Genomic DNA, 25219 nt, shown 5'->3' on the forward strand with positions numbered 1-25219 from the left:
GACAGGGTCATGAAACCGATCATCAGCGTCGCATTGGCTAGCAGCATCGCACTTTCGGCATGCGGTCCCTCTGGCGATCCGGTCTACACCCAGTTTTACCGTGAGGCAGGTGCCGTCGTCGACACCGGCCAGTTCGGGAACGCGACCGCCAACAATACCCTCGTTTTGACGGGTGAGCGTCAGTACACATTCGATCTGGCCAACCGCTTCGCCTCCGAAGTGATCACGACTGTCAATTTCGCATTCAACTCTGCCCAACTGGATGCAGGCGCGCAGGATGCACTGCGCCAGCAAGCCCGCTGGATCCGCCAGTTCCCTGAAATCCGCTTCCGGGTCTATGGCCATACGGATGCGGTGGGTTCCAACAGCTATAACAAACGGCTTGGGCTTGCCCGCGCCAATGCGGTGGTGGGTTTCCTGTCCACCCAAGGCATCAGCCGGTCACGCCTCGAAGCGGTCGCCTCTTTCGGCGAAACCCAGCCCCTGATCGTGACCCAGGGACGCGAACGGCGCAATCGGCGCACCGTAACCGAGGTCAGCGGCTTTGTTCAGGCACATCCCACTGTGATTGACGGCAAGTATGCCCAAATCATCTATCGGGACTATGTCCAAAGCGCCCGCGCCGAATCAGACCTCAGCGGCACTGTCACGGCTGACCTGGCTTCGGAATAACGCCGTACATATTTTCGGGGTCAGAGCCTGTGCCTGACCCCGCTTTTCGGCCCTTCTTTACCCCAAAAATCACTATCGCGTGGCGCGAACAATGCGGCCTGCGCGCCGTGACCGTCCCAAGAAACCAAACAATTGGGGTTTTTTGGCCCAAATCTCGCCTGAATTGACTGCGACAACCGACCCTAAGGATAGGTATGCCCGGACACTTTGACCGGGCGTGGGTCACGCAGGCAATCAGGGCGTAAAAATAACGTCGCATCGCACTGCCAGCCCCTTGGAATAAGGACGACACGGCAATGAGCAGCGTAATGCCACAACCAGAAACCGCACCCATCGTGGCCTGCACGATCAGCCGGGATGTGCAGAACTTTGATCTTTTGATCGAAGACATGGAACAGGTGTTGGGCGAATCGTGGGGCGATCTTGGCTTTGCCGAAGCGCTGGCCTTTTTCGGCCAACCCGAAGCGGCGGCCATGGAATTTGTCGCATTGGCGCTGGATGACGCGGACGAGGACAATCTTGTTCTGATGGGCGAGATCATCTCGCAAGCCAAGGCCCGCGATATCAAGGTGATCCTGATTGCCGAAGACGTCACCCCCGCCTCGCTGCATCAATTGTTGCGCCAGGGGGCCGACGAATTTGTCCCCTACCCTCTTCCCGAGGGTGAATTGCAGCAAGCCATTGACCGTGTCCGCGCCACGCCACAGCCGCTCCCCGTGGAAACCGAGCGCACAGCGCAGTTAAAAACCGGGGCGAACAAGGAAGGCGCGGTGTTTGTCACACACGGTGTCGCAGGCGGCACCGGCACCACAACGCTGGCCGTGAACCTTGCCTGGGAGCTGGCCTTGCTCAGCACAAGCGAGACCCCTTCGGTCTGTCTGCTTGATCTGGACATGCAATTTGGGTCGGCCTCCACTTATCTGGACCTGCCACGCCGTGAGGCGGTGTTTGAAATGCTGTCGGACACCGAAAGCATGGATGACGAAATTTTTGGCCAGTCGCTGCTGACCTTCGAGGACAAGCTGCAAGTGCTGACAGCCCCTGCGGACATGATCCCGCTTGATCTGGTCACTTCCGACGACATCAGGCGCGTGATCGACATGGCCCGTGCCCACTTTGACTTCGTGGTCATCGACATGCCTTCGACCCTTGTGCAGTGGACGGAGACGGTGCTGAACGCGGCCCACATCTATTTCACGACGCTTGAGCTGGACATGCGGTCGGCCCAGAACACGCTGCGCTTCAAACGCGCGCTTCAGTCCGAAGAACTGCCCATCGAAAAGCTGCGCTATGTGCTGAATCGCGCGCCTAAATTCGCCGATCTTGGCGGCAAGGCGCGGGTCAAACGCCTGGGCGAAAGCCTTGATATCTCGGTCGAAGTACATCTGCCCGATGGTGGCAAGCCGATCTCGCAAGGCGCCGATCACGGTCTGCCCTTGGCGAGCTCGGCCGCCAAGAACCCGCTGCGTCGCGAAATCGCCAAGCTGGCGGCCTCGATCCATGAACTCAGCGAAGATCAGGCCAAGGCCGCCTGATCCCACACCCGTCAAGAGGTAGCCCCATGTTTTCGAAGTATAAAAAATCCGCACCCGCCCCGATCCCAGCCCCCGAGGCCAAGGTGACAGAACTGCCCAAAGCCGATGCGCCCAAATCCAAAGTGTCGCGCAAGGCGAACGCGTCTGCGGCAGCCGTGATGCCCATCGACAAGGAACTCAAGAAAAAGGCGCGGATGAGCGAGATCAAACTCGATCTGCACCGCGCCCTGCTTGACAACCTGAACCTGGCCGCGCTTGAAAACGCGACCGAGGCCGAATTGCGTCAGGAAATCATCGCCATCACCAGCGAAGTGCTGGAAGAACGCAACATTATCCTGAACCGCGAAGACCGCCAGACCCTCAACAAAGAGCTGTTTGACGAGGTCACGGGCCTTGGCCCGCTTGAGACGCTTTTGCGGGACGAAACCGTCAACGATATTCTTGTAAATGGCCCGCAACAGATCTTTGTGGAACGCGCCGGTAAGCTGGAACTGACGGATGTGACGTTCAAGGATGAACGCCACCTTTTGCGCATCATCGACAAGATCGTGTCCGCCGTTGGTCGGCGCGTGGACGAATCCAACCCCTATGTGGACGCCCGTCTGAAGGACGGCTCGCGTTTCAACGCCATGGTGCCGCCCATCGCGGTGGATGGCAGCCTCGTCTCCATCCGTAAATTCAAGAAGGACAAACTCGGCATTGACGATCTGGTCGATTTCGGGGCCTTCACGGAGGAAATGGCCGCCTATCTTCAGGCCGCGGTTGCGACCCGTCTGAACGTGATCGTGTCGGGCGGTACGGGCTCGGGTAAAACGACCACGCTCAACGCGCTGTCGTCCTTTATCGACAACGCCGAACGCATCCTCACAATCGAGGATACAGCGGAACTTCAGCTGCAACAGACCCATGTGGGCCGGATGGAAAGCCGTCCGCCCAACGTCGAGGGCAAAGGTGAAGTGTCCCCCCGCGACTGTCTGAAAAACGCCCTGCGGATGCGCCCTGACCGCATCATCGTCGGCGAGACGCGCGGCGAAGAGGTCATCGACATGCTCCAGGCCATGAATACCGGCCACGACGGTTCAATGACCACAATCCACGCCAACTCGGCGCGCGATGGTGTGTCGCGTCTGGAAAACATGATCGCCATGGCAGGTATCGAGATGCCCCTCAAGGCCGTGCGCAGCCAGATTTCGTCGGCTGTGAACCTGATCGTGCAGGCCTCACGCTTGCAGGACGGTTCGCGCCGCATGACCTCGATCACCGAGATTACAGGCATGGAAGGCGACGTGATCTCCATGCAGGAAATCTTTCGCTATCAGCGTGTCGGCCTGACGCCCGAGAACAAGATCATCGGGCACTTCACCGCCACGGGCGTGCGTTCGCACTATGCCGAACGCTTCAAAATGTGGGGTTATGATCTGCCATCGTCGATCTACGAACCCATCGCTGCCGAATAAGGAAAAAAAGAAATGAGCGCAGAACCAATTATTTACGGCCTGATCTTCATCGGTGTCCTCGTCCTGGTCGAGGGCATCTATCTGGTCGCTTTCGGCAAATCCATCAGCCTCAACAGCCGCGTCAACCGACGCATGGAGATGTTGAACAAGGCTGGCGGTCGCCGCGAAGAAGTGCTGGACCAGCTGCGCAAGGAAATGCAGCAGCATATGGGTGCGCGCTCCATCCCACTCTATTCGCTCTTGGCGGATCGGGCGCAAAAGGCGGCCATCGCCTTTACCCCCAAGCAGTTGATGCTGGTGATGGCGGGCCTGTCTGTGGCCGCCTTTGTCGGTCTGAGTGTTGGCACCGCCACAGAACCGCCTGTGCGTATTCTGCTGTCGGTCGGCATCGGGGTCGGTGGCGTGTTCTTTTGGGTGTCGTCCAAGGCCAGCAAGCGCCTTGCCATGATCGAGGAACAACTGCCCGACGCGGTCGAGCTCATGGTGCGCTCGCTCAAGGTCGGTCACCCGTTCAGCTCCGCCATTCAGATCGTCGCCAAAGAGGTTCAGGACCCGCTCGCGTCGGAGTTTGGGGTGATTGCAGACGAATCCGCCTTTGGCCGGGACGTGGGCGAAGCGCTCAAAGGGATGGCCGAACGGCTTGATATGCAGGATTTGCGCTTTTTGTCGGTGGCCGTGACGATCCAACAGCAATCGGGGGGCAACCTCGCTGAAATCCTGGCGGGTCTTGCCAAGGTGATCCGCGCCCGGTTCCGGCTGTTCCGCAGGGTCAAGGCCATCACTGCCGAGGCAAAATGGTCGGGCAAATTCCTGTCCGCCTTCCCCCTTGTCGCGCTGGTCGTGATCAACATCGGGGATCCGCATTACTACGACGAGGTGCGCGATCACCCGTACTTCATCCCCGCCTGCTTTGTTGTGGGCATCTTTCTGGCCGTGAACCTGTTTGTCATGCGCATGCTGACCAACATCAAAGTCTGAGGAGAAGACCCATGGACGCAATCATGCAACCCATCACCGACATCCTCGGCCCTCTTGGTCCCATCGTTATCGTGGGCGTGCTCGGGGTGATGATGGTCGTCATCGTCGTCGTTATGATGATGCGCCAACCCGAAGACCCGCTGACCAAGCTGGAACGAGTCCGCAAGACCGGGCATGCCAACACGGGCAAAGAGCGGCTGCGCCAGGGCGGGCACAACGAACAACTCGACAAATTCTCGAAGTTCCTCGAACCCGAAGATCTGGCGGAATTGAGCAAGCGCCAGTTGATGCTGCGTCAGGCGGGCTACAACTCTCGCGATGCGGTCCGGGTCTTTCACGCCGCCCAGTTCATTTTGGGTGTGTTCGGGCTGGTGCTCGGGGTGGTCTACACCAACTTTGTGGTGGGTACTGATGACATGACCACCCAAAAGATCATCATGTATACGGTCGGGCCCGGTGGCATTGGGTATTACCTGCCGCAATATTGGGTCACACGCCGGGTCGAATCCCGCAAGGAAGAGATCACGCAAGGCTTTCCAGACAGCCTCGACATGATGCTGGTCTGCGTAGAGGCCGGACAATCGCTGGATCAGTCGATCACGCGGGTCGCGGGTGAATTGCGCGCCTCCTATCCTGCCCTTGCGCAGGAATTCCAGATCGTGAGCTACGAAATGAAAGCGGGCAAGGACAAGGTCACCGTCCTCAACGACATGGGCGAGCGGTGCGGCGTGCAGGATGTGGCAAGCTTTGTGACGGTGCTGGTCCAATCTGCCAGCTTCGGGACATCCATTGCCGATGCGCTTCGGGTCTATGCAGGCGAAATGCGCGACAAGCGGGTCATGCGGGCCGAAGAGGCGGCCAACAAGCTGCCAACCAAGATGACGCTGGCCACGATGATGCTGACGGTTCCGCCGCTGCTGATCATTCTGGTGGGCCCGTCGGTGCACGGAATCACCCAACTGGGCAATCTGAGCAACTAGCGACACCGCGTCGTTCGTGTTAAGAACCCGCATCGCGCGCCCATCAGGGTGGGCGATGCAGTCATATAAAAACGGTCCAAACGACTTTGGAATACTCAGGCATCCGGGCCCTGCCCGCCTTTTTCTGCGCTGCCTTTCTTGCCGCCTGTGCTCCGGGCGGCATTGGTGCGTCTGACGAAGGGCTGGATGCACCCGGCGTGAACCTGCGCGGCGATGCGGTGGGCGGCGTCGAGGTCGGGCATCGCCTGATTGCCGCCGGCGAATACGAACTGGCGATCAAGGCGTTCAACCGGGCCGCTCTCGCCGATGGATTTGACGCTGAAATCCTGTCGGGGCTGGGCTCTGCGAACCTTGGGCTGGGACGCCTGGGTCAGGCCGAAGCGCTCTTGCGCCGGGCCACGACCGAATATGATCCCCACCCCGAAGACCTGAACAATCTGGGTGTTGTCCTGCTCAATCAAGGCAGGGATTCCGAAGCGGTTCAGATTTTGCGCCGCGCCTTCGCTCTCGATGACGGAGAAAGCACACTCATTCGCGATAATTTGCGCTTAGCACTCGCAAATTTTGAAAATTCTGATAGCTTAGATATCAACGAGGCCGAGTACAAACTGGTCCGCCGAGGCAGCAGCGACTTTCTGATCAGTACTGCTGGCTAATTTGAGGTGCCCCAAGGGGCGCGAAATTGATCTGCCTGCGGGCAGAAAACAGATGCGACCGCGCAGCAATAGCACGGCGTGAACGAGCAGGAAAAAGGACGCAATCATGCGCCACCCAGTTATTTTGACGGCCTCTTTGGCAGGCGTCTTGGCATTGGCCGCGTGCGGCGAGTCTGCGGATGACACCGTCAATCGCGCGTTTCAGGACGTAAACGTGGTTGATGAATCCGACCTTAACGATGTGATGCTCACGGTTGCGGACCCCAACGAGGCGGTGCGCCATTTTCAACGCACCGCCGCTGAAAACCCGGACCGGATCGAAGTGCAACGCGGGCTGGCGACATCCCTTGTACGCGCCAAACGCTATCGCGAGGCGGTTCCGGCCTTTGCCAAGGTCGTCACCTTCGATGAAGTCACCAATGATGATCGGGTCGACTATGCCGACGCATTGCTGCGGGCAGGCGAATGGAAGCGCGCCGAAGAGGAGTTGGACAAGGTCCCACCCACCTTCGAGACCTTCAAACGCTACCGCCTTGAAGCGTTGATCGCGGACAGCAACAAAGAGTGGAAGAAAGCGGACAGCTTTTACGAGACGGCCGTAGGGCTCACCACCCGTCCCTCGGGCGTGCTGAACAACTGGGGCTATTCCAAGCTGACGCGCGGCGATTTCGAGGGGGCCGAAGCCCTGTTCACCGATGCGATCCGGCAGGACAGCAAGCTGTTCACAGCCAAGAACAACCTGATCCTGGCACGTGGGGCACAGCGCAACTATGCCTTGCCCGTGATCCCCATTGATCAGACCGAGCGGGCGCAGTTGCTGCACACCCTTGGGCTTACCGCGATCAAGCAGGGGGATATCCAGACCGGCAAATCGCTGTTGCGCGACGCCATCGAAACCCATCCCCAGCATTTCGAGGCTGCCGTGCGCTCTCTTCGTGCGCTGGAAAACAACACCGCGGACGGATGATGTGATGGCCCTGTCTGCGCAGGCTGCCATGTGGTTCCTGCCATTTCTCATCCCCTTGTGTTTGCACGTAGCCTATACTGACCTCGCCGCGATGCGGATCAGCAACCGGACCGTTTTGGTCATGGTTGGGGTGTTCGTGGTCGTCGGATTGGTCGTCTTTCCGTTTGATGTGTATCTGTGGCAACTGGCCCATTTGGGCATAGTTCTGGTTGTGTGCATGATCCTGAATGCCGCAGGCGCAATGGGGGCGGGTGATGCAAAATTCCTTGCCGCTGCGACCCCTTACGTGGCCTTGGGGGATGTCCGCCTGCTGATGGCGCTGTTTGCCGCCGTCCTGTTGGCCGCCTTTGTGGTCCATAAGATCGCCAAGTACACGCCCTTGCACAAACTCGCCCCCACATGGGACAGCTGGGACCAAAAAGCCAACAAGTTCCCCATGGGCTTTGCGCTTGGCCCCACGCTCGCACTCTATGTGGCTTTGGCAACAGTGCACGGGTCTTGACCTGATTGGGTCATAATTTGGCCGGAAAAGAGCGCTAAGACGGTCCCAAACCAGACCTAGCAGCAGGCCACACCCGATGAATATGCAAGTCTCCGACATCATCGCGCCCCCCGCGCCCAAGCGGCTCGAAGAGATGAAACTGCCCATCGTGATGATGCGCGACATCACGTTGAAAACCATGTTCCGCAAGACGCTCGATATGGCCTCGGATCTGTCGGCCGCGATGTGCCTGCCCCTGCCGGTGGTGCAGGAATTGATCGACATGTGCCGCGAACAGCGACTGATGGAGGCGACCGGCACGCTCAATGCCAACAACGGCAACGAGATGGGCTATCAGCTGACCGAACAGGGCAAATCGCGCGCGCTTGATGCGCTGGCGCAGTCCGAATATTTCGGTGCCATGCCGGTGCCATTGGATGTTTACCGCGAACAGGTCAAACGCCAGTCGATCCGCAATATCATGGTCACGCGCCAGCAATTGACCGGAGCTATGGGCCACCTCGTCCTGCCCGACGACCTGCTTGACCAACTTGGCCCCGCCGTGTCCGCAGGCCGTTCGATCCTGATGTACGGTCCCCCCGGCAACGGGAAATCCTCGATCTCCAACGGGATCCGGGATGCGCTTGGCGATCAGGTCTATGTGCCGCGCGCCATCGAATATGCAGGGCAGGTCATCACCGTCTATGACCCTATCGTGCATGTGCTGGCCCCCGAGGTCCAACAGGACCCCAACGCCCTGCGCAAGCGCACACCCCACGACATGCGCTATGTGAAATGCGAGCGCCCCACCGTGATCACGGGGGGGGAATTGACCCTGTCGATGCTTGACCTCGTCTATAATCCGACAGCGCGAACCTATCAGGCCCCGCTCCAATTAAAATCGACGGGCGGCATTTTCATCGTGGACGACCTTGGCCGCCAGACCGAGCCGCCGCAGGCGCTGGTCAACCGCTGGATTGTTCCGCTTGAGGAATCCAAGGACATTCTGGCCCTGCAATCGGGTGAAAAATTCGAAGTCCCCTTTGACACGCTGGTGGTCTTTTCAACAAACTTCCACCCCAACGAAATCTTTGACCAGGCCGCCCTGCGCCGGATCTTTTTCAAGATCAAGATCGACGGACCGGATCAGGCAAACTTCCTCAAGATCTTTGCGATGGTGGCCAAGAAAAAGGGGATGGCCCTGAATGAAGAGGCGCTGATCCACCTTCTCAAGGTCAAATACCCGACCATCGACAATATCTATGCGAACTATCAGCCGAATTTCCTTGTGGATCAGATGGTTGCGACCTGCAATTTCGAAGGTATCCCACCGCAGATGTCCCCTGACCTGATCGACCGGGCCTGGGCCAACATGTTCGTCAAGGACGAACATATCGTCAAATGATCGGGGTCGCGGGATGCGGACGCATGGGTGCCCCGATGCTGGCGGCATTGCGCGATGGCGGCACAGATGCGATTGGCTTTGATGTTTTCGACAAGGGCGCGGCGCATATCCACACGAACCTGATGCAATTTGCACCGCACGTTGAGACATTGTTCAGCGTGGTGCGCGACGCGGATGAGACCGACACCCTGCTGTTCGGGGATCAAAATCTGATGCAGACAGCGCCCAAGCTGACGCGTATCTTTATATGCTCCACCCTCTCACCACGCTATGTGCGCGACCTGCGCGCGCGGGTGCCGGGTCACATCACGTTGATTGATGCGCCCATGTCGGGGGCCCAGATCGCAGCCCAAAACCGGGCGCTGACGTTCATGCTGGGTGGAGTACAGGCCGACATTGACGACGCCATTCCGCTGTTGGCGCTCATGGGGCAACACTTTCACCACATGGGCACCTTCGGGATGGGAATGCAGGCCAAGGTGCTGAACAACCTGCTGGCGGCCTCGCACACCGCGATGACCCGTCTGGTGCTGGATTGGGCCGACGCCACGGGTCTGGACCAAGACCGGTTGCTGGCGCTGATCGCCACTTCGTCGGGGCAAAACTGGTTGGCCTCGGGCTATGACAGCATCGAATTTGCGCGCGACGGATACGCCAATGACAACTCCATCGGCATATTGGTCAAGGATGTCGCCGCAGCGCTTGATGCCGCACCACCAGACGCGGACCAGACCTTGCCCAAGGTGGTCCAATCCGCAATCCGGGCGCTGACCCCGCGCCATTGAAGGGGCGCAGGACACCTGCGCCCTACCCCTCTGTTTCCCGCTGTAAATAATACCGCACATGCAGGGCTGGCTCCTGTTCCGCAGCCTGCTACATTGCAGCCCATGTCCGCGCTCCCCCCTCAATTCACAGACTGGTTCACCGCAAAGGGTTGGTCGATCCATCCCCACCAACAGACCATGTTGGATCGCGCATCCGAGCCCGCCCTGCTGCTGATCGCCCCCACAGGCGGGGGCAAGACATTGGCCGGGTTCCTTCCGTCGCTGGCAGAGCTGAGCGATGGCACCCATGAGGGGCTGCACACGCTCTACATTTCGCCGCTCAAGGCGCTGGCCAGCGACATCAAACGCAACCTGCGCACGCCGGTCGACGAGATGGGCCTGTCGATCCGGATTGAGGATCGCACCGGCGATACCTCGCAAACCCAAAAGAACCGGCAGCGCGCAGATCCCCCGCACATTCTGCTGACCACCCCCGAAAGCCTTGCCCTGCTCACCAGCTACGAGGACGCGCCGCGCATGTTTGCGGGCCTCAGGCGGGTGATTGTCGATGAAATCCACGCCCTTGCCGAAAGCAAACGGGGCGACCAGCTGTTTCTGGCGCTGGCGCGGTTGCAAAGCCTGTGCCCCGATCTGCGTCGTGTGGGCCTGTCCGCCACCGTCGAAGACCCCGGTGCCATCGCCCACCTTCTCGCCTGCCATCCCGATCCGTGCGCGATTTTGCAGGCCGATCCCGGCCCCCTGCCCGATATCAAGATGCTGGTCACGGACGAGGCCCCGCCATGGTCTGGCTCGGGGGGCAAATACGCGATCCCCGCCGTGCTCGAACAGGTCAAACAGCACAAAACCACACTGATCTTTCACAACACCCGCGCGCAGGCCGAGCTATATTTTCACAACATCTGGCTGGCCAACAGTGACGGGCTGCCCATCGGCATTCATCACGGCTCGCTTGACCGCCAGCAGCGCGAAAAGGTGGAACAGGCCATGGTGGCAGGTGATCTCAAGGCCATCGTGTGCACAGGCACGTTGGATCTGGGGATCGACTGGGGCGATGTGGATCTGATCATTCAGGTCGGCGCGCCCAAGAACGTCAAGCGGCTGGTGCAACGGATTGGGCGGGCCAACCACCGCTACAACGCGCCCTCAAAGGCGTTGCTGGTGCCCGCCAACCGGTTCGAGGTCGTGGAATGCGTCGCCGCGCTTGAGGCGGTCAAGGAAGGCGCGCTTGACGGTGACCCCCGCGGGCCGGGGCCGCGCGACGTGCTGTGCCAGCACATCCTGATCACCGCCGCTGCTGGCCCATTCGAGGCCGACGCGCTTTACGCCGAGGTGATCACCGCCGGGGCCTACAGTACGCTCACCCGCGCCGAATTCGACGCCTGTATCGATTTTTGCGCAACGGGGGGCTATGCCCTGCGCGCTTACGACCAATGGCAACGCCTGCAACGGCGCGCCGACGGACAATGGCAATTACGCGATCCGCGCGCTGCCCAACGCATCCGCATGAACATCGGCACGATTCAGGACACAGATACGCTCAAGGTCCGCTTCAAGGGCCGGGGTGGCAAACCACTGGGCGAGATCGAGGAAGGGTTCGCCGCCACCCTCACGGCAGGCGATACATTCCTGATCGGGGGGCAAATTGTGCGTTATGACAGTTTGCGCGAAATGACCGTACAAGTGACACGTGACGCCGCCAAGAAGCCAAAGATCGCCACCTTCTTAGGCACCAAGTTCGCCACCTCCACCCAACTCAGCCAACGCATCATCGAGATGTTTCAACAACCCGGTTGGCCCGAACTGCCCGCCCACACCGCTGAATGGCTGGCGCTGCAACGCAAGGTCTCGCGCCTGCCAGAGCCGGGTCGCCTGCTGATCGAAAGCTTTCCCCATGACGGGCGCGTGCACACCGCCGTCTACGGCTTTGCAGGGCGCAATGCGATGCAGACACTCGGGCTGCTGCTGACCAAACGGATGGAGGAAACCGGCCTCAACCCCCTGGGCTTTCTGGCGACCGACTATGCCACGCTGATCTGGGGGCTGGACCCGATCCGGGATCCGGGGCCGCTGTTCGACATTCAGTCCCTACGCGACGGGCTTGAGCGATGGCTGGCCGGGAACGCGGTGATGAAGCGGACCTTTCGTGCCTCAGCCACCATCGCGGGGCTGATCGAATGCAACACCCCGTCGGCGCGCAAATCGGGGCGACAGGCGACGTTCAGCTCCGATATCCTTTATGACACCCTGGCGAAATACGACCCCGATCACCTCATGCTCAACATTACCCGGCAGGAAGCGATGCGCGGCCTTGTCGATTTCGGGCGCATTGAGGAAATGTGCGCCCGCATCGAGGATCGCTTCGATCTGATCACGCTCGACCGTGTCACGCCGCTCGCCGCCCCGCTGATGCTGGAGGTGGGGCGCGTGCCCATCAAAGGGCTGGCCGAAGAAAAGCTGCTCGCCGAAGAAGCCGCGCGGCTGATGTCGACCGCAGGATTGCCACCCGAGCCCTCCAGGAAAGAATGGCGCGTTCCCTTCTAAGCCTTTCATTGTTCCCAAAATACTCATTCAATCCTCCACCCACATATCCACCCCATGACTTGAAGCGCGCGCCCGGCCAAACTATGAACAAAGAATGAACATGTGTGATCTCACCTTTTGCGGCGCGGCGCTTAAGGCGCTTGGTTCGGGCGCGCTGTTCTGGCCTGCCGAAGGCGTCCTGTGCGTCTCGGATCTGCACCTTGGCAAAGCCGAACGGATCGCCCGGCGCGGCGGCGCTGCCCTCCCACCTTACGAAACCCGCGATACGCTCACCAGACTTGCCACTGATCTTGAGGCCACACGGGCGCGTACGGTCATTTGCCTGGGTGACAGTTTCGATGATCTGGCAGCGGCCCGTGCCATGCCGGAGGAAGAGAGGCTGTGGATCACGCGGTTGCAGGCCGGACGGCGCTGGATCTGGATCGAAGGCAACCATGATCCCGGCCCGATTGAATATGGCGGCACGCATCTGGGCGAGTTGCACCTTGCCCCGCTGACTTTTCGCCACATCGCGCAGACGGGGAAAACGAGAGAGATTTCAGGGCATTACCACCCGAAAGCAACCTTGCACACTCGCGGGCGTGCCATAACGCGCCCCGCCTTTCTGATCGACAGCGACAAGCTGATCATGCCCGCCTATGGCACCTACACAGGTGGTCTGCGCAGCCATGATGCAGTGCTGACGCGGATCATGCGCGCTGATGCGCGCGCCATTCTGACCGGCGCGCACCCCATCGAAATCCCCATGCCGCGTTAGGCGGTCAGCCCTTCGGGTTCGGCCAAGCCGTTGGCGCGACAGCACGCTGTGACGGTGTTGGCCAGCAGGCAGGCGATTGTCATCGGCCCCACGCCGCCCGGCACAGGTGTGATGGCCCCCGCAACCTCGGCGCAGCTGTCAAAGGCGCAATCGCCCACAAGGCGGGTCTTGCCCTCACCCTTTTCCGGGGCGTCGATACGGTTGATCCCGACATCGATCACGGTTGCGCCGGGCTTGATCCAGTCGCCTGTGACCATTTCAGGGCGACCCACCGCCGCCACCACAATGTCAGCAGCGCGGGTCACATCCTGAATGTTCTTGGTGCGCGAATGGGCGATGGTGACGGTACAACTGTCGCCAAGCAGCAATTGGGCCATGGGCTTGCCCACGATGTTCGAGCGACCCACCACCACGGCATTGAGGCCCGAAAGATTGCCGTAATGATCACGCAGCATCATCAAACAACCCAACGGCGTGCACGGCACCATTGATTTCTGCCCCGTACCAAGCAGACCCACATTCGAGATGTGAAACCCATCGACATCCTTGGCCGGATCGATGGAATTGATCACCAGATCCTCGTTCAAATGCCCCGGCAAGGGCAGCTGTACGAGGATGCCATGGATGGCAGGATCACCGTTCAAATCAGCTATCAACGCCAGCAGATCCACCTCGGACGTGTCAGCATCCAGCCTGTGCTCAACCGAGGTCATGCCAACCTCGACGGTCATCTTGCCTTTGGAGCGGACGTAGACCTGACTGGCCGGATCCTCACCGACCAGCACCACTGCCAAACCGGGCGTAATGCCGTGACCCGCCTTCAGCCGGGTCACATGCTCGGCCACCTTGCCGCGCACAGTTGCCGCAAACGCCTTGCCATCGATGATCGTCGCACTCATGCACACATTCCTTTAGTTTCGAACAAAAGTGACCTCATGCGACCATGTCTCGCCATCACTGACCACCAGCGTGTCGAATTCCATGAATTGCAAAAGGTCGTAAAACGTCGCCACGAATTGCAGATTCTGCTGGCGGAAAAAGTCGTTGTTGCGCATGTTTGACGTCATTTGGGCCAAGACGGCGCGGGCGCGGTAGATGGACGAAAACACCTCGTCATCCAGCGCAATGACGGTCAGATGGCGGGCATCATCGCCTTTGGCAAAGAACACGAAGCGCGGACTTTCGGGGGCGGCCAATTGGGCCACGGTCAGGTTGGTGACAAACTCGACACGGACCGCCTTGCTGGATTGCGGGGCCTCGCGGATGACGCGGGTAAAGTTCTCTGTCGATGTGATCTCGGGATAATAATAGCCGGCGTAGCGGTCACTTGCGGCTGCAAAAGTGGTGGTCACGGCCAGCGTGGCAATAATGATGGCGATCAATCGGGTCATGGAACAGTCCTTTGGCGGTTTTCAATTGACGGGCAGGCTGACCGGATGATCTGGCAATTTCAATCGGATTGAGCGGTGTTGCCCAAAACGTGAGGGCAGCGAAACATGGTCGTAAGGCGGGCGTGTCGCCCGCCTCCCTCATCTCAGTTCAGAACAGCCCTTCGATCTGGCCGCTCTCATTGAGGTGGATGTTTTCAGCCGACGGCACGCGGGGCAGACCCGGCATCGTCATAATCTCACCGCACACAGCCACGATGAACCCGGCCCCGGCAGACAAGCGCACCTCGCGCACAGGTACTGAGAACCCGGTTGGTGCACCGCGCAACGTGGGATCGGTCGAAAAGCTGTACTGCGTTTTCGCCATGCAGACCGGCAGATGGCCATAACCCTGCTCTTCCCACAGTTTCAACTGGCCCAGTATCTTTTGATCCATCAACGCCCCATCCGCGCGGTAGATCTTTTTGGCAATTGTTTGCACCTTCTCGGCCAGCGGCATCTCATCGGGATAGATCGGGGCAAAGTTCGAGGTGTCCGCATCGGCCAGTTCGGCAACCTTGGTGGCCAGATCGGCGGACCCTTCGGAGCCCAACTCCCAGTGCCGCGACAGGATCGCCTCGGCCCCTTGTTCGGCCACGAAATCCTTCACAGCCTGCACTTCGGCGTCCGTATCGGTGACAAAGTGGTTGATCGCGACAACAACCGGCACCCCAAAGGATTGCAGGTTCTCGATATGTCGACCCAGATTCGGGCAACCTGCTTTGACCGCGTCCACATTTTCGGCACCCAGATCGGCCTTGGCCACGCCGCCGTTCATCTTCATCGCACGCACCGTGGCGACGCAGACCACAACCGACGGGGCAAGGCCCGCCTTGCGGCACTTGATGTTCATAAATTTCTCGGCCCCCAGATCGGCACCAAAGCCCGCCTCGGTCACCACATAATCCGCCAGTTTCAGCGCCGTGGTTGTCGCAATGACCGAGTTACAGCCATGCGCGATATTGGCAAACGGGCCGCCATGCACGAAGGCGGGGTTGTTTTCCAGCGTCTGCACGATGTTGGGCTGCATCGCATCCTTGAGCAGGACGGTCATAGCGCCATCGGCCTTGATGTCGCGTGCAAAGACCGGGCTGCGATCCCGGCGATAGGCCACGATCATATCGCCCAGACGTTGCTGCAGGTCCTTGAGGTCCTTGGCCAGACACAGGATGGCCATCACTTCAGAGGCGACGGTGATGTCAAAGCCCGCCTCGCGGGGGAAACCATTGGCCACACCGCCAAGGCTCGCCGTGATCTGGCGCAAGGCACGGTCATTCATGTCGACCACCCGGCGCCACACGACGCGGCGGGTGTCGATGTCGAGTTCATTGCCCCAGTAGATGTGGTTGTCGATCATCGCGCTCAGCAGCGAATGGGCCGAGGTGATAGCATGAAAGTCGCCCGTAAAGTGCAGGTTCATCTCTTCCATGGGCACGATCTGCGCGTAACCGCCCCCCGCAGCACCGCCCTTCATGCCAAAGTTCGGACCCAAAGACGCCTCGCGAATACACACGCAGGCATTCTTGCCAATGCGGTTCAACCCGTCGCCCAGACCCACGGTCGTGGTCGTCTTACCCTCGCCTGCGGGCGTGGGGTTGATGGCCGTGACGAGGATCAGCTTGCCATCGGCGCGGTCTTGAACCGAGTTGATGAAGGACTGGCTGACCTTGGCCTTGTCGTGGCCATAAGGCAGCAGATCATCACTGGAAATCCCCAGCTTGGCCCCAATCTCCTGGATCGGCTTCTTTTGCGCTTCACGCGCGATTTCGATGTCGGATTTATAGGCCATGATGCTCCCCGCAAGGTCGTAGTGGACATGTAACTCGTGGCCTGCATACAGCCGCATGCCTAGGGATCATGCGCGCAATTCCGACATTTCAGCGCGATGTAGCGGCCCAGTTGGGGCTATAGGTTTCATTTCGGAAACCTGTGACGCGCGCCGGGGCTTGAGTTTCGCCCCTTTAAAGGGTGGACCAAGGCGATAAGCGGCGCACGCCCGGCCCCTTCCTTTCGCCAAAAATACCACGGGGGAGGCCGCAGGCCGGGGGCGGCGCCCCCATCTTCCCTATCCTTTGCGCGCAACATCCAGATACGCCCAAACCGGCTGATCCGGCACATGCAGCACCAAACTGTCCCCCACAGCAAACCGGCCCGCACACTCGATCCACGCCGTCACCCCACGCCGCCCTTTCGCCGCAGATTTGTACCGCGCGCCAAACCCGGCAGCCTCGCGCTCAATCTCACGGGCGGGCAGTGTGCAGGGCCGGTTCTCCATATCGATGACCAAGGACGCACCTGATGGGGCCTGAAGCCGCGACGACGGAGGCAAATAGGTGACGTCCGGCATACCCTCGATCACCATCGACGCTCCCACCAGCGCAGGGTCAATCGCCTCCATGCCCATCTCGGCTGCGGTCAGTGCCAGTTCTTCGACACTCAGAACACTCAGCTGACGCACATTACGAATGGTCGTACCTTGAGGATATTGCGATTTCACCCGCACACATGAGGGCCGCGTCGCACCCCGGTGGGCCTCACCCGGAAACCCGTCCAAGGTCGCCTCCACCGCATCAACGGACACCGCGCGCAAACTGGCAGCGCGGTCCGGCACATGGCCCAACCAGACGATCTGCGCCGAAAATGAAGTGGGTTTCAAAGCGGGCATATGACCTCTCTTGTACTGCGCGGGCTTGCCTACACCATGACCCGGTCGTGGCACCAATCAATTGATGTGGCCGCGCTCAAACAGCGGCTGATGGATCAGGCCGCATGACGTATCCGCAAGAACATCCAACGCAAAAGCGGCGGAGCAGCAAACAGACAGCTCCAAAACAGCACCCGGCCCGTGTAGTAATCCAGCAGATACCAGTGCCAGAGCGCCAGAATACCCGCCGGATAGACCCAAAGATGCAGGCGTTTCCACCGACGCCCCATCGCACGCACAGCCCACGCATGCGACGTAACCGCAAGGGCTGCGATCAACGCCAAACTCAGCCAGCCCGTCGCATATTCCAGCAGCCAAAGGTCATGCAGCACCGCATCCAGCCGACCCTCATGCCGCAGATAATGCAGCAGATGGACAACGGCAAAAATCGCACTGACCAAACCGATATGACGACGTTTGCGCAGCAACCAACGCCCCAAAGCCTGTCCGCGACCCAAAAGAGTGATCAGTCGCAATAGCGGTGTGACCGAAATAGCCACGATCAGCCACCTGATGGACCACACCCCGCTGTCATACATCAGCGCTGGATAGTACGCGTCATCCTGCGCCAGCCCCAACAGCGTGTCCCGCCCCAGCCACAGCAGGACGGCGTAAATCAACAAAGTGGAATAAAAGGGGCGCAATGATCTGAACTACATTGGTTTGACCACCCATAAAGAGCCGAAAACGCGGCACTGCGATACCGCACCCACATCAATGTGAAGTCCAAAAACGAAAACGCCCCCCGGGCGCATGGCACCGGGAGGCGTTTTCTTATTTATGTAGCTGGCCGATCAGACAGTGGGTTCAGGCTCCATCCCGCCATCACCCGAAGGTCCGGACTTCTTCTTGGCCTTGGGAATGGCTGTCAGGCTTGGTTTTTTGTCTTCGACCTTGCTGCCACCATCCTCGTCATCCGGCGAGGTTGGGGGCTCGCCGCGCATCACGCGCTCGATCTCTTCACCGGTCAGGGTTTCGTATTCCAGCAGGCCCTGGGCCAGCCGTTCAAATTCGACCTCGTTTTCCTTGATCACCTTCTCGGCCCACTCATATCCGTCCTGGATAAAGCGTTGCACTTCCTGTTCCACCAATTCCTTGGTGTTGGCCGAGACCGAGAACCCGCCTGTGTTGCCGGTATAGCCCTGCGCAGCCTCGGAATAATCAATGTTACCGACCTTGTCGGACATGCCCCATTGCAGCACCATCGCGCGCGCCAGAGCCGAGGCTTGCTGGATGTCGCCCGCAGGTCCGTTCGACACGGAATCCGGCCCGTATTTGTGGATTTCAGCCGCTTTGCCCGCCATCGTCATGGCCAGACGCTGGTGGCATTCGTCCTTGAACATGTTCAGGCGATCCATTTCCGGCAGGCTCATCACCATGCCCAAGGCACCACCGCGCGGAATAATCGTCGCCTTGTAGACGGGGTCGCATTTGGGCAGCTTCATGCCCACAAGCGCGTGCCCGGCCTCGTGATAGGCGGTCATTTCCTTTTGCTCTGGCGTCATCACCATGCTGCGCCGCTCGGGGCCCATCATCACCTTGTCCTTGGCAGATTCAAAGTCGATCATGGTGACAAAGCGACGTCCCACGCGCGCCGCCATCAGCGCGGCCTCGTTCACGAGGTTGGCCAAATCCGCGCCCGAGAAACCGGGCGTGCCGCGCGCGATGATGCGCATATCGACATCGGGCCCAAGTGGCGTCTTGCGGGCATGCACGCCAAGAATCTTTTCGCGACCCTTGATGTCGGGGTTGCCCACGGTGACCTGACGGTCGAACCGACCGGGGCGCAGCAAGGCGGGGTCCAGCACGTCCTTGCGGTTGGTTGCGGCGATGATGATCACACCTTCGTTCGCCTCAAAGCCGTCCATCTCGACAAGCAACTGGTTCAGCGTCTGCTCACGCTCGTCATTGCCGCCGCCATATCCGGCACCCCGGTGGCGGCCTACCGCGTCGATTTCGTCGATGAACACGATGCAGGGCGCATTCTTTTTCGCCTGTTCGAACATGTCGCGCACACGAGACGCCCCCACACCCACGAACATCTCGACAAAGTCGGAGCCGGAGATGGTGAAGAACGGCACACCCGCCTCGCCGGCAACGGCGCGGGCCAGCAAGGTCTTACCAGTGCCCGGAGGGCCGACAAGCAGCGCGCCCTTGGGGATCTTGCCGCCAAGGCGCGAGAATTTCTGTGGGTTGCGCAGGAACTCGACAATCTCGTCCAGCTCATCCTTGGCCTCGTCAATCCCGGCCACGTCGTCAAAGGTCACACGGCCCGATTTTTCCGTCAGCATCTTGGCCTTGGATTTGCCAAAGCCCATCGCGCCACCTTTGCCGCCGCCCTGCATGCGGTTCATAAAATAGACCCAGACGCCGATCAGCAGCAGGAAGGGCAGCAGCGAAACGAGGAAGGTCTGGAAACCAGACTGTTGCTGTTGTTCGGCACGCACCGGAATGTCGTTGGCGATCAGCAGATCGGTCACTTCGGCATCTTCGGGCTTGATCGTCACGAAATCCTCGGTGCCACGGCGGAAACGCACCTGTTCGCCATCCAGCGTCACATTGCTGACCGAGCCGTCCTCGACCGCGTCCACAAATTCGGAATAGCTGATCTCGCGGTTCTGCATGGTGTTGCCCGACCCGCCAAACAGGTTGAACAGCGCCAAAATCAACAGAAACAGAACAACCCAGAAGGCGATATTACGTGCGTTTCCCAAGGAAAGTCTCCTGATACAATCAGCCGTTCAAGCCACAGCTTACGGCGTTCGCTCTTAAGATAGAGATGATGACGCCATGTTCAATGCGATAAAAGTGCGGCGAAAAAGGCATCTTGCCCGCTATCAAGCTCTGCCGTCCAGTCCGGGTCGGTTCCGGTGACCGGAACGGCCATCACCGTTTGATCATACCACACCGACGGCATCGCCGCCATTGCGGCGCGGGGCAGGCCCAGATCACGCCAGCCCTCCACGTCGCTCAGCGCGTCATAACCAAGTGCACGCACTTCGATGTCAGGGTCATCTTCAGGGCCGGATACAAGCCAGCGATCGTCCCATAAATCCCCGACTTCACACACTAAATCCTTGACTGCGTTCAATTCGCGAAACACCCAGACGATATCGTTCTCGACTGTGATCTGACACCCATCAAGCGTCACCGTCTCTGACGCGCGCACCGCCGCCAGCGCATGCGCGACAGACGCACGACGCGGCGCATAGGCACTGCCAGAGGTCCATCGCACCGCATGGATCAGCAACCGGCGGCGGATTTCATCCGGCAGCATCCGAAAACTGCGCAAATCCATGGCCACAACACCGTGACGGATGGTTGCGGTCTCGCGGGCGGCCAGAAATGTCTGCCAATCCAACGCCTCACGGGCCTGGCTCATGTTGTGGGCAACATCAACCAATGTCTCTATGTGCACCCCAAGCGAGCCCAGGACCGTCAGCGCATCACGCACCCGCACCCGCTCAAAATCGGGATTCTCATTGCTTGGGTCCTCGCACCAGCTGAGCTGCGCGGCGGTCAGATATGTGCGCAGGGCCGAGCGTTCGATGCGCAGAAACGGGCGCACCCATGTCACCCCATAGCGCACCCGCCGGGGGGCCATCGCGCTTAGTCCATCGACCCCGGCACCGCGCGCAAGGCGCATGATGAATGTTTCGGCCTGATCATCGGCGGTGTGGCCCAAGGCGATATGGGTAATCCCGTTGCCATAGGCCCAATCCGCCATCAGTTCATATCGCGCGTCGCGGGCGGTCGATTGCAGGTTGCCTTCGCCGCTCCACCCTTTCCAATACTCAACGTGATGGGCGAGATTCCAGCGCGCGCAAAGATCGGTGACCAAGGCGACCTCTTCCTTGGCTTCGGGGCGCAGCCCGTGGTTGACGGTGATCACGCTAAGTTCGGTTCCGGTGCCTTTGACATGCTCGACCAGAGCGGCCAGCAGCGCAACGGAGTCCCCACCGCCAGACACCGCAACGCCAAGGCGTTCAGGGGGGCGGCCCGAAAGCTGCTCGGCAATCGCCTCAAGCAGGGGGGCAAGCATGGATCAACTGCAACCGATATTGCGCATCGCATCCTGTGCATCCGCCACCGACGGAGATGCCGGAAAGCGCGCCCCAACTTCCGCAAGGGTCACACAGGCCTCGGACGTCTGGCCAAGGCGGCCCAAAGCCGCGCCAAGGCGAAACAGCGCCTCCGGGGCGACCGGGCCTTGCTGATCAAGGGTAAAGGCCGACAGGTAGGCGCGCGCGCCCTCGCGCACATCGCCAAGCCCTTCAAGTGCTTCACCGCGACGCAATTCGGCTTCTACCGAGAGGGGGCCACCGGGGTAGGTCTGATTGAAGGTCGCAAACTGGTCTGCGGCGGCGCGAAAGTCACGGGTTGCGAGCGCCTCCTGCGCCCGCTCGAAATCCGCTTGCTCTTGGGTGGCCAGTTGGGTTTCAGGTTGCGGGTTCGGGGTCACAGCCGGGGCCGCAGGGGTTTCGCCCCCGCCCAATGTGGGCGTGTCCCCAAGGGCGGCCACATCGCACCCCGCTTCCAGTTCGCACAGGCGAAACTCTAGATCGCCAATGCGGTTGGTGCCGTCATTCACCACTGATCCGATGCGAAATTCCAGTTCTTCGGTCTTGCCCGTCAGACGCTGCAACTCGGCCTCGATCGTGTTGAGCCGATCCAGTGGGCCGCCTGCAATCACTGCACCAGACGCCCCACCCGTGGTGGACAATTCACGCTTCAGCTTTTGCACTTCGACAAACAGGACGGTCAATTCCTGACGGATATCGCCAAGGGTCTGGTCCTGCGCGGCCACCGGGCCACACAGACCCAAAGCCATAATCGAGACTGCAAAATACCGGATCATTTCAAACGCCTTCTTAACTTGTCAGACCACCGGCCAGCACTGTAACCGCACGGCGGTTCTTGGCATAGCAGGCTTCGTCCGAGCAGACCTCAATCGGGCGCTCTTTACCATAGCTGACAACCTGCAAACGGCTGGCTTGGACGCCCTGACCCACAAGATAGGCGCGGGCCGCATCGGCGCGACGTGCCCCAAGCGCGAGGTTGTATTCGCGGGTGCCCTGTTCGTCAGCGTGGCCTTCGATCACGGCTGTATAATCGGCGTTCTGCAACAGCCAGACGGCCTGTGCGTCAAGGGTCGCGCGGCCTTCGGGGCTGATGCTGGACTGATCCACCGCAAACAGAACACGGTCTCCAACGGCCTGCTGGAAATACGCGGGCGAGGCTGGGTCAGACGCACTGCCCGCGCCCCCTGCCCCGGCACCATTGGCAAACGGATCTGCCCCCGCCTCGCCGCCGTTGCCGAACCGGTCAGGGTTGGTACAGGCCGCAAGGCTCAGTGCGGCGCACATCATAACAATCGAAAATTTCAGTTTCATGGGCTCGGGCCTCTCTCAGGGGTTTGCCATTTCTTGGTCTTTTTTCATCTTCTATCACGAAAGCAAGCGCATGAAAACGCACGCTATCGCTGCAAGGGGCCCCAGCTTGGGTCTGACCCGCCATCAGGTGTGCGCACAGGGCGCAGGTTGCGCCCGGTAATGTCCACCGAATAAAGCGTCGAGCGGCCCGTGGCCCCCTGGGTTTCGCGGGCAAACATGATCACGCGCCCATTGGGCGACCATGTGGGCCCTTCATCAAGGAACGAGGCGGTCAGCAGGCGTTCTTCGGACCCATCGGTACGCATCACCCCGATATGAAAGCGGCCCTTGGACTGTTTGGTGAAGGCCACCAGATCACCGCGCGGCGACCACACGGGCGTCCCATAGCGCCCCTCGCCGAACGAGATGCGGCGCGCCTCGCCTCCACTGGCGGGCATGACATAAAGCTGCTGCGTGCCCGAACGGTCGCTTTCGAACACGATCTGCGTACCATCAGGGTTGAAACTGGGCGCAGTTTCGATGGACGGCGCACTCGTCAGACGCGTGGCCGCACCGCTGTTGATGTCCATCGAGAAGATGTCGGTATTGCTGCCCTGAGACAGCGAATAGACCACTGTCTGCCCGTTGGGGGCAAAGCGGGGCGCAAAGCTCATCGTGCCGGGCTGGCTTTCGAGCACGCGACGCTGCACGCTGCCCACATCCAGCACGTAGATGCGCGGAAAGCCCGTCTCGTAGCTGGTATAAAGCACGCGGTCCCCGCTTGCCGAAAAGCGCGGGGCAAGAACGATGGACTCCGAGCCGGTGAGGTACTGCACATTGGCCCCGTCATAATCCATGACCGCAAGCCGCTTGCGCCGGTCCGCCTTGGGGCCGGTTTCGCTGACATAGACGACGCGGCTGTCGAAATAGCCCGTCTCGCCCGTGATCCGGCTATAGACGACATCCGCCACCTTGTGCGCGATGCGCCGCCAGCCGTCCGTGGTGCCTGCAAATTGCAGCCCGTCGCCAAGTTCTGCACCGGAAAACACATCATAGAGGCGGAACTTCACATTGATCTGGTCGCCATTGACGCTGACCGCCCCCGTGACAAGCGCCTGGGCGTTGATCGCCTTCCAGTCGGCATATTGCACGGGCGCGCCAAAGTCGGAGACCTGGCTGATGAACGCGCTGCTTGGCAATTCGCGGAACAGGCCGGTGCCCGTCAGGTCGGCCGCAATCACGCGGGCCAGTTGCGCGCCCATCTCGGCGCTGCCTTCGGTTTCGGGCACCAGATTGGGCACGGCCACGGGCAAGGGTTCGATAACCCCTTCGGTGATTTCAATCCGCAAGGGGCCATCCTGGGCCAGAACGGGGGCGGCGATCAGCGCCGCAAGAAGGCAAAGCAGTCGAACCATCATTTGATACGCATCCTTTCGGGATTGAACGTCATCTCGATTTCTTTCCATTGGCCGTATTTTTCAACCGGCAAATTGTAACCATCACGGGTGCAGCGAATGATTGCGCGGCGCGCAGCCTCAAAGGCCTGATTGGCCGCCGCAGTCGATCCGCCCGAACTCGACACCAGACGGATCGAGGATGTAACGGGCTTTGAGTCCTGTGTCATGTCCACGGCAACAACAACGGTGGTCATCAATGCCTCGGATGACAGGGACCCCACGTTCCAGCAATTCGAGACCGCCACGCGCAACGCATCCTTTTCGCCAGCCGACAGGGGCGGGCCTTGCGGCACCTCGTCCTCCCCACCACCCAACGCCTCAGCGAGCGCGTCGTTCACCGCATTGTCTGTCGGCGTTGGGGTCGGCGTCGGTGCGGGCGTTGGGGCCTCAACGGTTTCGGTCGGGGGCGAGGGGCGGCGCGCGGGCGGGCGCGGCGAGGATGTGGGCGCGCCCGCAGGCTCTTCAGCTTCGGTCACGATTTCGGTGGCGGCCTCTTCGGGGGCGGTCGCCTCCTGCTCTTCGGCCACGGTTTCGCCAGCCTCGTCCTGCGCGACCGCCTCTTGCTCCACCTCGTCAGGGGCGGCTTCGGGATCGGGGGGCTGCACAGCCTCGGGGGCCACACGCTCGGACGGGCGCGGCACGGCGCGCGGTGACACCTCGGGCGCGATCACGGCTTGCTGTTCCGGTTGGGGCTGCACAGGGGGTGCGTCAGCAATCTCGGGCTCGGGTTCTGGTGCCGGGGGTTCGGGGATAACTTCGGGCTCCGGCTCGGGTGCGGGTTCGGGGGGGTCGGTTACCACAACCTCGTCCGGGGCAGGCGTTTCGACCGGGTCCGGTTCAACCTCGGGCTGGACGGGCAGGGCGACCTCGGTTCCGGTTTCAGGCTGCGGCCCCGCAAACAGCGCGTCAAACGCATCCGTGGAGATCACCGACACTTCGGTCACTTCAAAGGGCAACGGTTCGGACCGGAAGACACCGCCAAACAGCACCCATCCAATCAGCCCTGCATGTCCGATCCCTGATATGACCTGCCCGGTGTTCACGA

At 60.5% G+C, this 25219-nt stretch carries 23 protein-coding genes; 12 read left to right on the plus strand and 11 right to left on the minus strand.

The genetic code is table 11. The annotated features are described in order from the left end of the window. Positions 1–9 precede the first annotated feature (9 nt). The 12 genes from Q0859_RS16435 to pdeM all read left to right on the plus strand — a co-directional run bounded on the left by Q0859_RS16435 (position 10) and on the right by pdeM (position 13214). Complete coding sequence (locus Q0859_RS16435) at positions 10–672, plus strand: OmpA family protein (RefSeq protein WP_299153170.1); 663 nt, start codon at positions 10–12, stop codon at positions 670–672. A 296-nt stretch (positions 673–968) separates the two neighbouring features. Then, entirely contained in the window at positions 969–2207 is a 1239-nt protein-coding gene (locus Q0859_RS16440; protein ID WP_299153172.1) for an AAA family ATPase, read from the plus strand. A gap of 26 nt (positions 2208–2233) precedes the next feature. Then, positions 2234–3664: a CpaF family protein gene (locus tag Q0859_RS16445; protein ID WP_299153174.1), complete on the plus strand. Its 1431-nt coding sequence runs from the start codon at positions 2234–2236 to the stop codon at positions 3662–3664. A 12-nt stretch (positions 3665–3676) separates the two neighbouring features. Beyond that, on the plus strand, positions 3677–4642 hold the full coding sequence (locus Q0859_RS16450) for a type II secretion system F family protein (RefSeq protein ID WP_299153175.1): 966 nt from the start codon (positions 3677–3679) through the stop codon (positions 4640–4642). A gap of 11 nt (positions 4643–4653) precedes the next feature. Next, positions 4654–5622: a type II secretion system F family protein gene (locus Q0859_RS16455; protein ID WP_299153177.1), complete on the plus strand. Its 969-nt coding sequence runs from the start codon at positions 4654–4656 to the stop codon at positions 5620–5622. Positions 5623–5783: 161 nt separating this feature from the next. Then, positions 5784–6278 carry a tetratricopeptide repeat protein gene (locus Q0859_RS16460; RefSeq protein ID WP_299153390.1) on the plus strand — a complete coding sequence of 165 codons (495 nt, stop codon included), beginning with the start codon at positions 5784–5786 and terminating at the stop codon, positions 6276–6278. A gap of 106 nt (positions 6279–6384) precedes the next feature. Next, the gene (locus Q0859_RS16465) at positions 6385–7245 is read left to right on the plus strand and encodes a tetratricopeptide repeat protein (RefSeq protein WP_299153179.1); all 861 of its coding nucleotides are present in this window, start codon (positions 6385–6387) and stop codon (positions 7243–7245) included. A 4-nt stretch (positions 7246–7249) separates the two neighbouring features. Further along, positions 7250–7747, plus strand: a complete 498-nt coding sequence (locus Q0859_RS16470) for a prepilin peptidase (RefSeq protein WP_299153182.1) — start codon at positions 7250–7252, stop codon at positions 7745–7747. Between the two features lie 76 nt (positions 7748–7823). After that, positions 7824–9131 carry an ATPase gene (locus Q0859_RS16475; protein WP_299153184.1) on the plus strand — a complete coding sequence of 436 codons (1308 nt, stop codon included), beginning with the start codon at positions 7824–7826 and terminating at the stop codon, positions 9129–9131. Next, positions 9128–9916 carry an NAD(P)-binding domain-containing protein gene (locus tag Q0859_RS16480; protein ID WP_299153187.1) on the plus strand — a complete coding sequence of 263 codons (789 nt, stop codon included), beginning with the start codon at positions 9128–9130 and terminating at the stop codon, positions 9914–9916. Before Q0859_RS16475 ends, Q0859_RS16480 begins: the two co-directional genes overlap by 4 nt. A gap of 102 nt (positions 9917–10018) precedes the next feature. After that, on the plus strand, positions 10019–12457 hold the full coding sequence (locus Q0859_RS16485) for a ligase-associated DNA damage response DEXH box helicase (RefSeq protein WP_299153190.1): 2439 nt from the start codon (positions 10019–10021) through the stop codon (positions 12455–12457). Between the two features lie 94 nt (positions 12458–12551). After that, positions 12552–13214 carry a ligase-associated DNA damage response endonuclease PdeM gene (gene pdeM / locus Q0859_RS16490; RefSeq protein ID WP_299153193.1) on the plus strand — a complete coding sequence of 221 codons (663 nt, stop codon included), beginning with the start codon at positions 12552–12554 and terminating at the stop codon, positions 13212–13214. Here the strand turns inward: pdeM and folD are convergent. The 11 genes from folD to Q0859_RS16545 form a co-directional block, all read right to left on the minus strand. After that, positions 13211–14113, minus strand: coding sequence for a bifunctional methylenetetrahydrofolate dehydrogenase/methenyltetrahydrofolate cyclohydrolase FolD (gene folD, locus Q0859_RS16495; protein WP_299153195.1), 903 nt, complete (start codon positions 14111–14113; stop codon positions 13211–13213). The genes pdeM and folD overlap by 4 nt on opposite strands. A gap of 12 nt (positions 14114–14125) precedes the next feature. Further along, on the minus strand, positions 14126–14605 hold the full coding sequence (locus Q0859_RS16500; RefSeq protein ID WP_299153197.1) for a hypothetical protein: 480 nt from the start codon (positions 14603–14605) through the stop codon (positions 14126–14128). A 148-nt stretch (positions 14606–14753) separates the two neighbouring features. Continuing rightward, a complete protein-coding gene (locus Q0859_RS16505; protein WP_299153392.1) occupies positions 14754–16430 on the minus strand; it encodes a formate--tetrahydrofolate ligase in 1677 nt (558 codons plus the stop codon). Positions 16431–16706: 276 nt separating this feature from the next. After that, on the minus strand, positions 16707–17306 hold the full coding sequence (locus Q0859_RS16510) for a sulfurase (RefSeq protein ID WP_299153199.1): 600 nt from the start codon (positions 17304–17306) through the stop codon (positions 16707–16709). Between the two features lie 95 nt (positions 17307–17401). After that, the gene (locus tag Q0859_RS16515; RefSeq protein ID WP_299153201.1) at positions 17402–17965 is read right to left on the minus strand and encodes a ferric reductase-like transmembrane domain-containing protein; all 564 of its coding nucleotides are present in this window, start codon (positions 17963–17965) and stop codon (positions 17402–17404) included. A gap of 174 nt (positions 17966–18139) precedes the next feature. Then, positions 18140–20059 (minus strand): ATP-dependent zinc metalloprotease FtsH, encoded by a 1920-nt coding sequence (gene ftsH / locus Q0859_RS16520; protein ID WP_299153204.1) that lies wholly within the window; start codon positions 20057–20059, stop codon positions 18140–18142. Between the two features lie 80 nt (positions 20060–20139). After that, positions 20140–21387, minus strand: a complete 1248-nt coding sequence (tilS, locus tag Q0859_RS16525) for a tRNA lysidine(34) synthetase TilS (protein WP_299153207.1) — start codon at positions 21385–21387, stop codon at positions 20140–20142. 3 nt (positions 21388–21390) lie between these two features. Further along, positions 21391–22203 (minus strand): tol-pal system protein YbgF, encoded by an 813-nt coding sequence (gene ybgF / locus Q0859_RS16530; protein WP_299153210.1) that lies wholly within the window; start codon positions 22201–22203, stop codon positions 21391–21393. Between the two features lie 13 nt (positions 22204–22216). Beyond that, on the minus strand, positions 22217–22738 hold the full coding sequence (pal, locus tag Q0859_RS16535) for a peptidoglycan-associated lipoprotein Pal (RefSeq protein ID WP_299153213.1): 522 nt from the start codon (positions 22736–22738) through the stop codon (positions 22217–22219). An 83-nt stretch (positions 22739–22821) separates the two neighbouring features. After that, positions 22822–24135, minus strand: coding sequence for a Tol-Pal system beta propeller repeat protein TolB (gene tolB, locus Q0859_RS16540; protein WP_299153216.1), 1314 nt, complete (start codon positions 24133–24135; stop codon positions 22822–22824). After that, entirely contained in the window at positions 24132–25217 is a 1086-nt protein-coding gene (locus tag Q0859_RS16545) for an energy transducer TonB (RefSeq protein WP_299153218.1), read from the minus strand. Before Q0859_RS16545 ends, tolB begins: the two co-directional genes overlap by 4 nt. Positions 25218–25219 lie beyond the last annotated feature (2 nt).

This window comes from uncultured Tateyamaria sp., from assembly GCF_947497045.1.
Taxonomy (GTDB): domain Bacteria; phylum Pseudomonadota; class Alphaproteobacteria; order Rhodobacterales; family Rhodobacteraceae; genus Tateyamaria.

Excerpts from the sequence above, each read along its gene's own strand:
- Q0859_RS16435 (WP_299153170.1), top strand. The coding sequence starts at position 10 with ATGAAACCGATCATCAGCGTCGCATTGGCTAGCAGCATCGCACTTTCG.
- Q0859_RS16440 (WP_299153172.1), top strand. The coding sequence starts at position 969 with ATGAGCAGCGTAATGCCACAACCAGAAACCGCACCCATCGTGGCCTGC.
- Q0859_RS16445 (WP_299153174.1), top strand. The coding sequence starts at position 2,234 with ATGTTTTCGAAGTATAAAAAATCCGCACCCGCCCCGATCCCAGCCCCC.
- Q0859_RS16450 (WP_299153175.1), top strand. The coding sequence starts at position 3,677 with ATGAGCGCAGAACCAATTATTTACGGCCTGATCTTCATCGGTGTCCTC.
- Q0859_RS16455 (WP_299153177.1), top strand. The coding sequence starts at position 4,654 with ATGGACGCAATCATGCAACCCATCACCGACATCCTCGGCCCTCTTGGT.
- Q0859_RS16465 (WP_299153179.1), top strand. The coding sequence starts at position 6,385 with ATGCGCCACCCAGTTATTTTGACGGCCTCTTTGGCAGGCGTCTTGGCA.
- Q0859_RS16470 (WP_299153182.1), top strand. The coding sequence starts at position 7,250 with ATGGCCCTGTCTGCGCAGGCTGCCATGTGGTTCCTGCCATTTCTCATC.
- Q0859_RS16475 (WP_299153184.1), top strand. The coding sequence starts at position 7,824 with ATGAATATGCAAGTCTCCGACATCATCGCGCCCCCCGCGCCCAAGCGG.
- Q0859_RS16480 (WP_299153187.1), top strand. The coding sequence starts at position 9,128 with ATGATCGGGGTCGCGGGATGCGGACGCATGGGTGCCCCGATGCTGGCG.
- Q0859_RS16485 (WP_299153190.1), top strand. The coding sequence starts at position 10,019 with ATGTCCGCGCTCCCCCCTCAATTCACAGACTGGTTCACCGCAAAGGGT.
- pdeM (WP_299153193.1), top strand. The coding sequence starts at position 12,552 with ATGAACATGTGTGATCTCACCTTTTGCGGCGCGGCGCTTAAGGCGCTT.
- folD (WP_299153195.1), bottom strand. The coding sequence starts at position 14,113 with ATGAGTGCGACGATCATCGATGGCAAGGCGTTTGCGGCAACTGTGCGC.
- Q0859_RS16500 (WP_299153197.1), bottom strand. The coding sequence starts at position 14,605 with ATGACCCGATTGATCGCCATCATTATTGCCACGCTGGCCGTGACCACC.
- Q0859_RS16505 (WP_299153392.1), bottom strand. The coding sequence starts at position 16,430 with ATGGCCTATAAATCCGACATCGAAATCGCGCGTGAAGCGCAAAAGAAG.
- Q0859_RS16510 (WP_299153199.1), bottom strand. The coding sequence starts at position 17,306 with ATGCCCGCTTTGAAACCCACTTCATTTTCGGCGCAGATCGTCTGGTTG.
- tilS (WP_299153207.1), bottom strand. The coding sequence starts at position 21,387 with ATGCTTGCCCCCCTGCTTGAGGCGATTGCCGAGCAGCTTTCGGGCCGC.
- ybgF (WP_299153210.1), bottom strand. The coding sequence starts at position 22,203 with ATGATCCGGTATTTTGCAGTCTCGATTATGGCTTTGGGTCTGTGTGGC.
- pal (WP_299153213.1), bottom strand. The coding sequence starts at position 22,738 with ATGAAACTGAAATTTTCGATTGTTATGATGTGCGCCGCACTGAGCCTT.
- tolB (WP_299153216.1), bottom strand. The coding sequence starts at position 24,135 with ATGATGGTTCGACTGCTTTGCCTTCTTGCGGCGCTGATCGCCGCCCCC.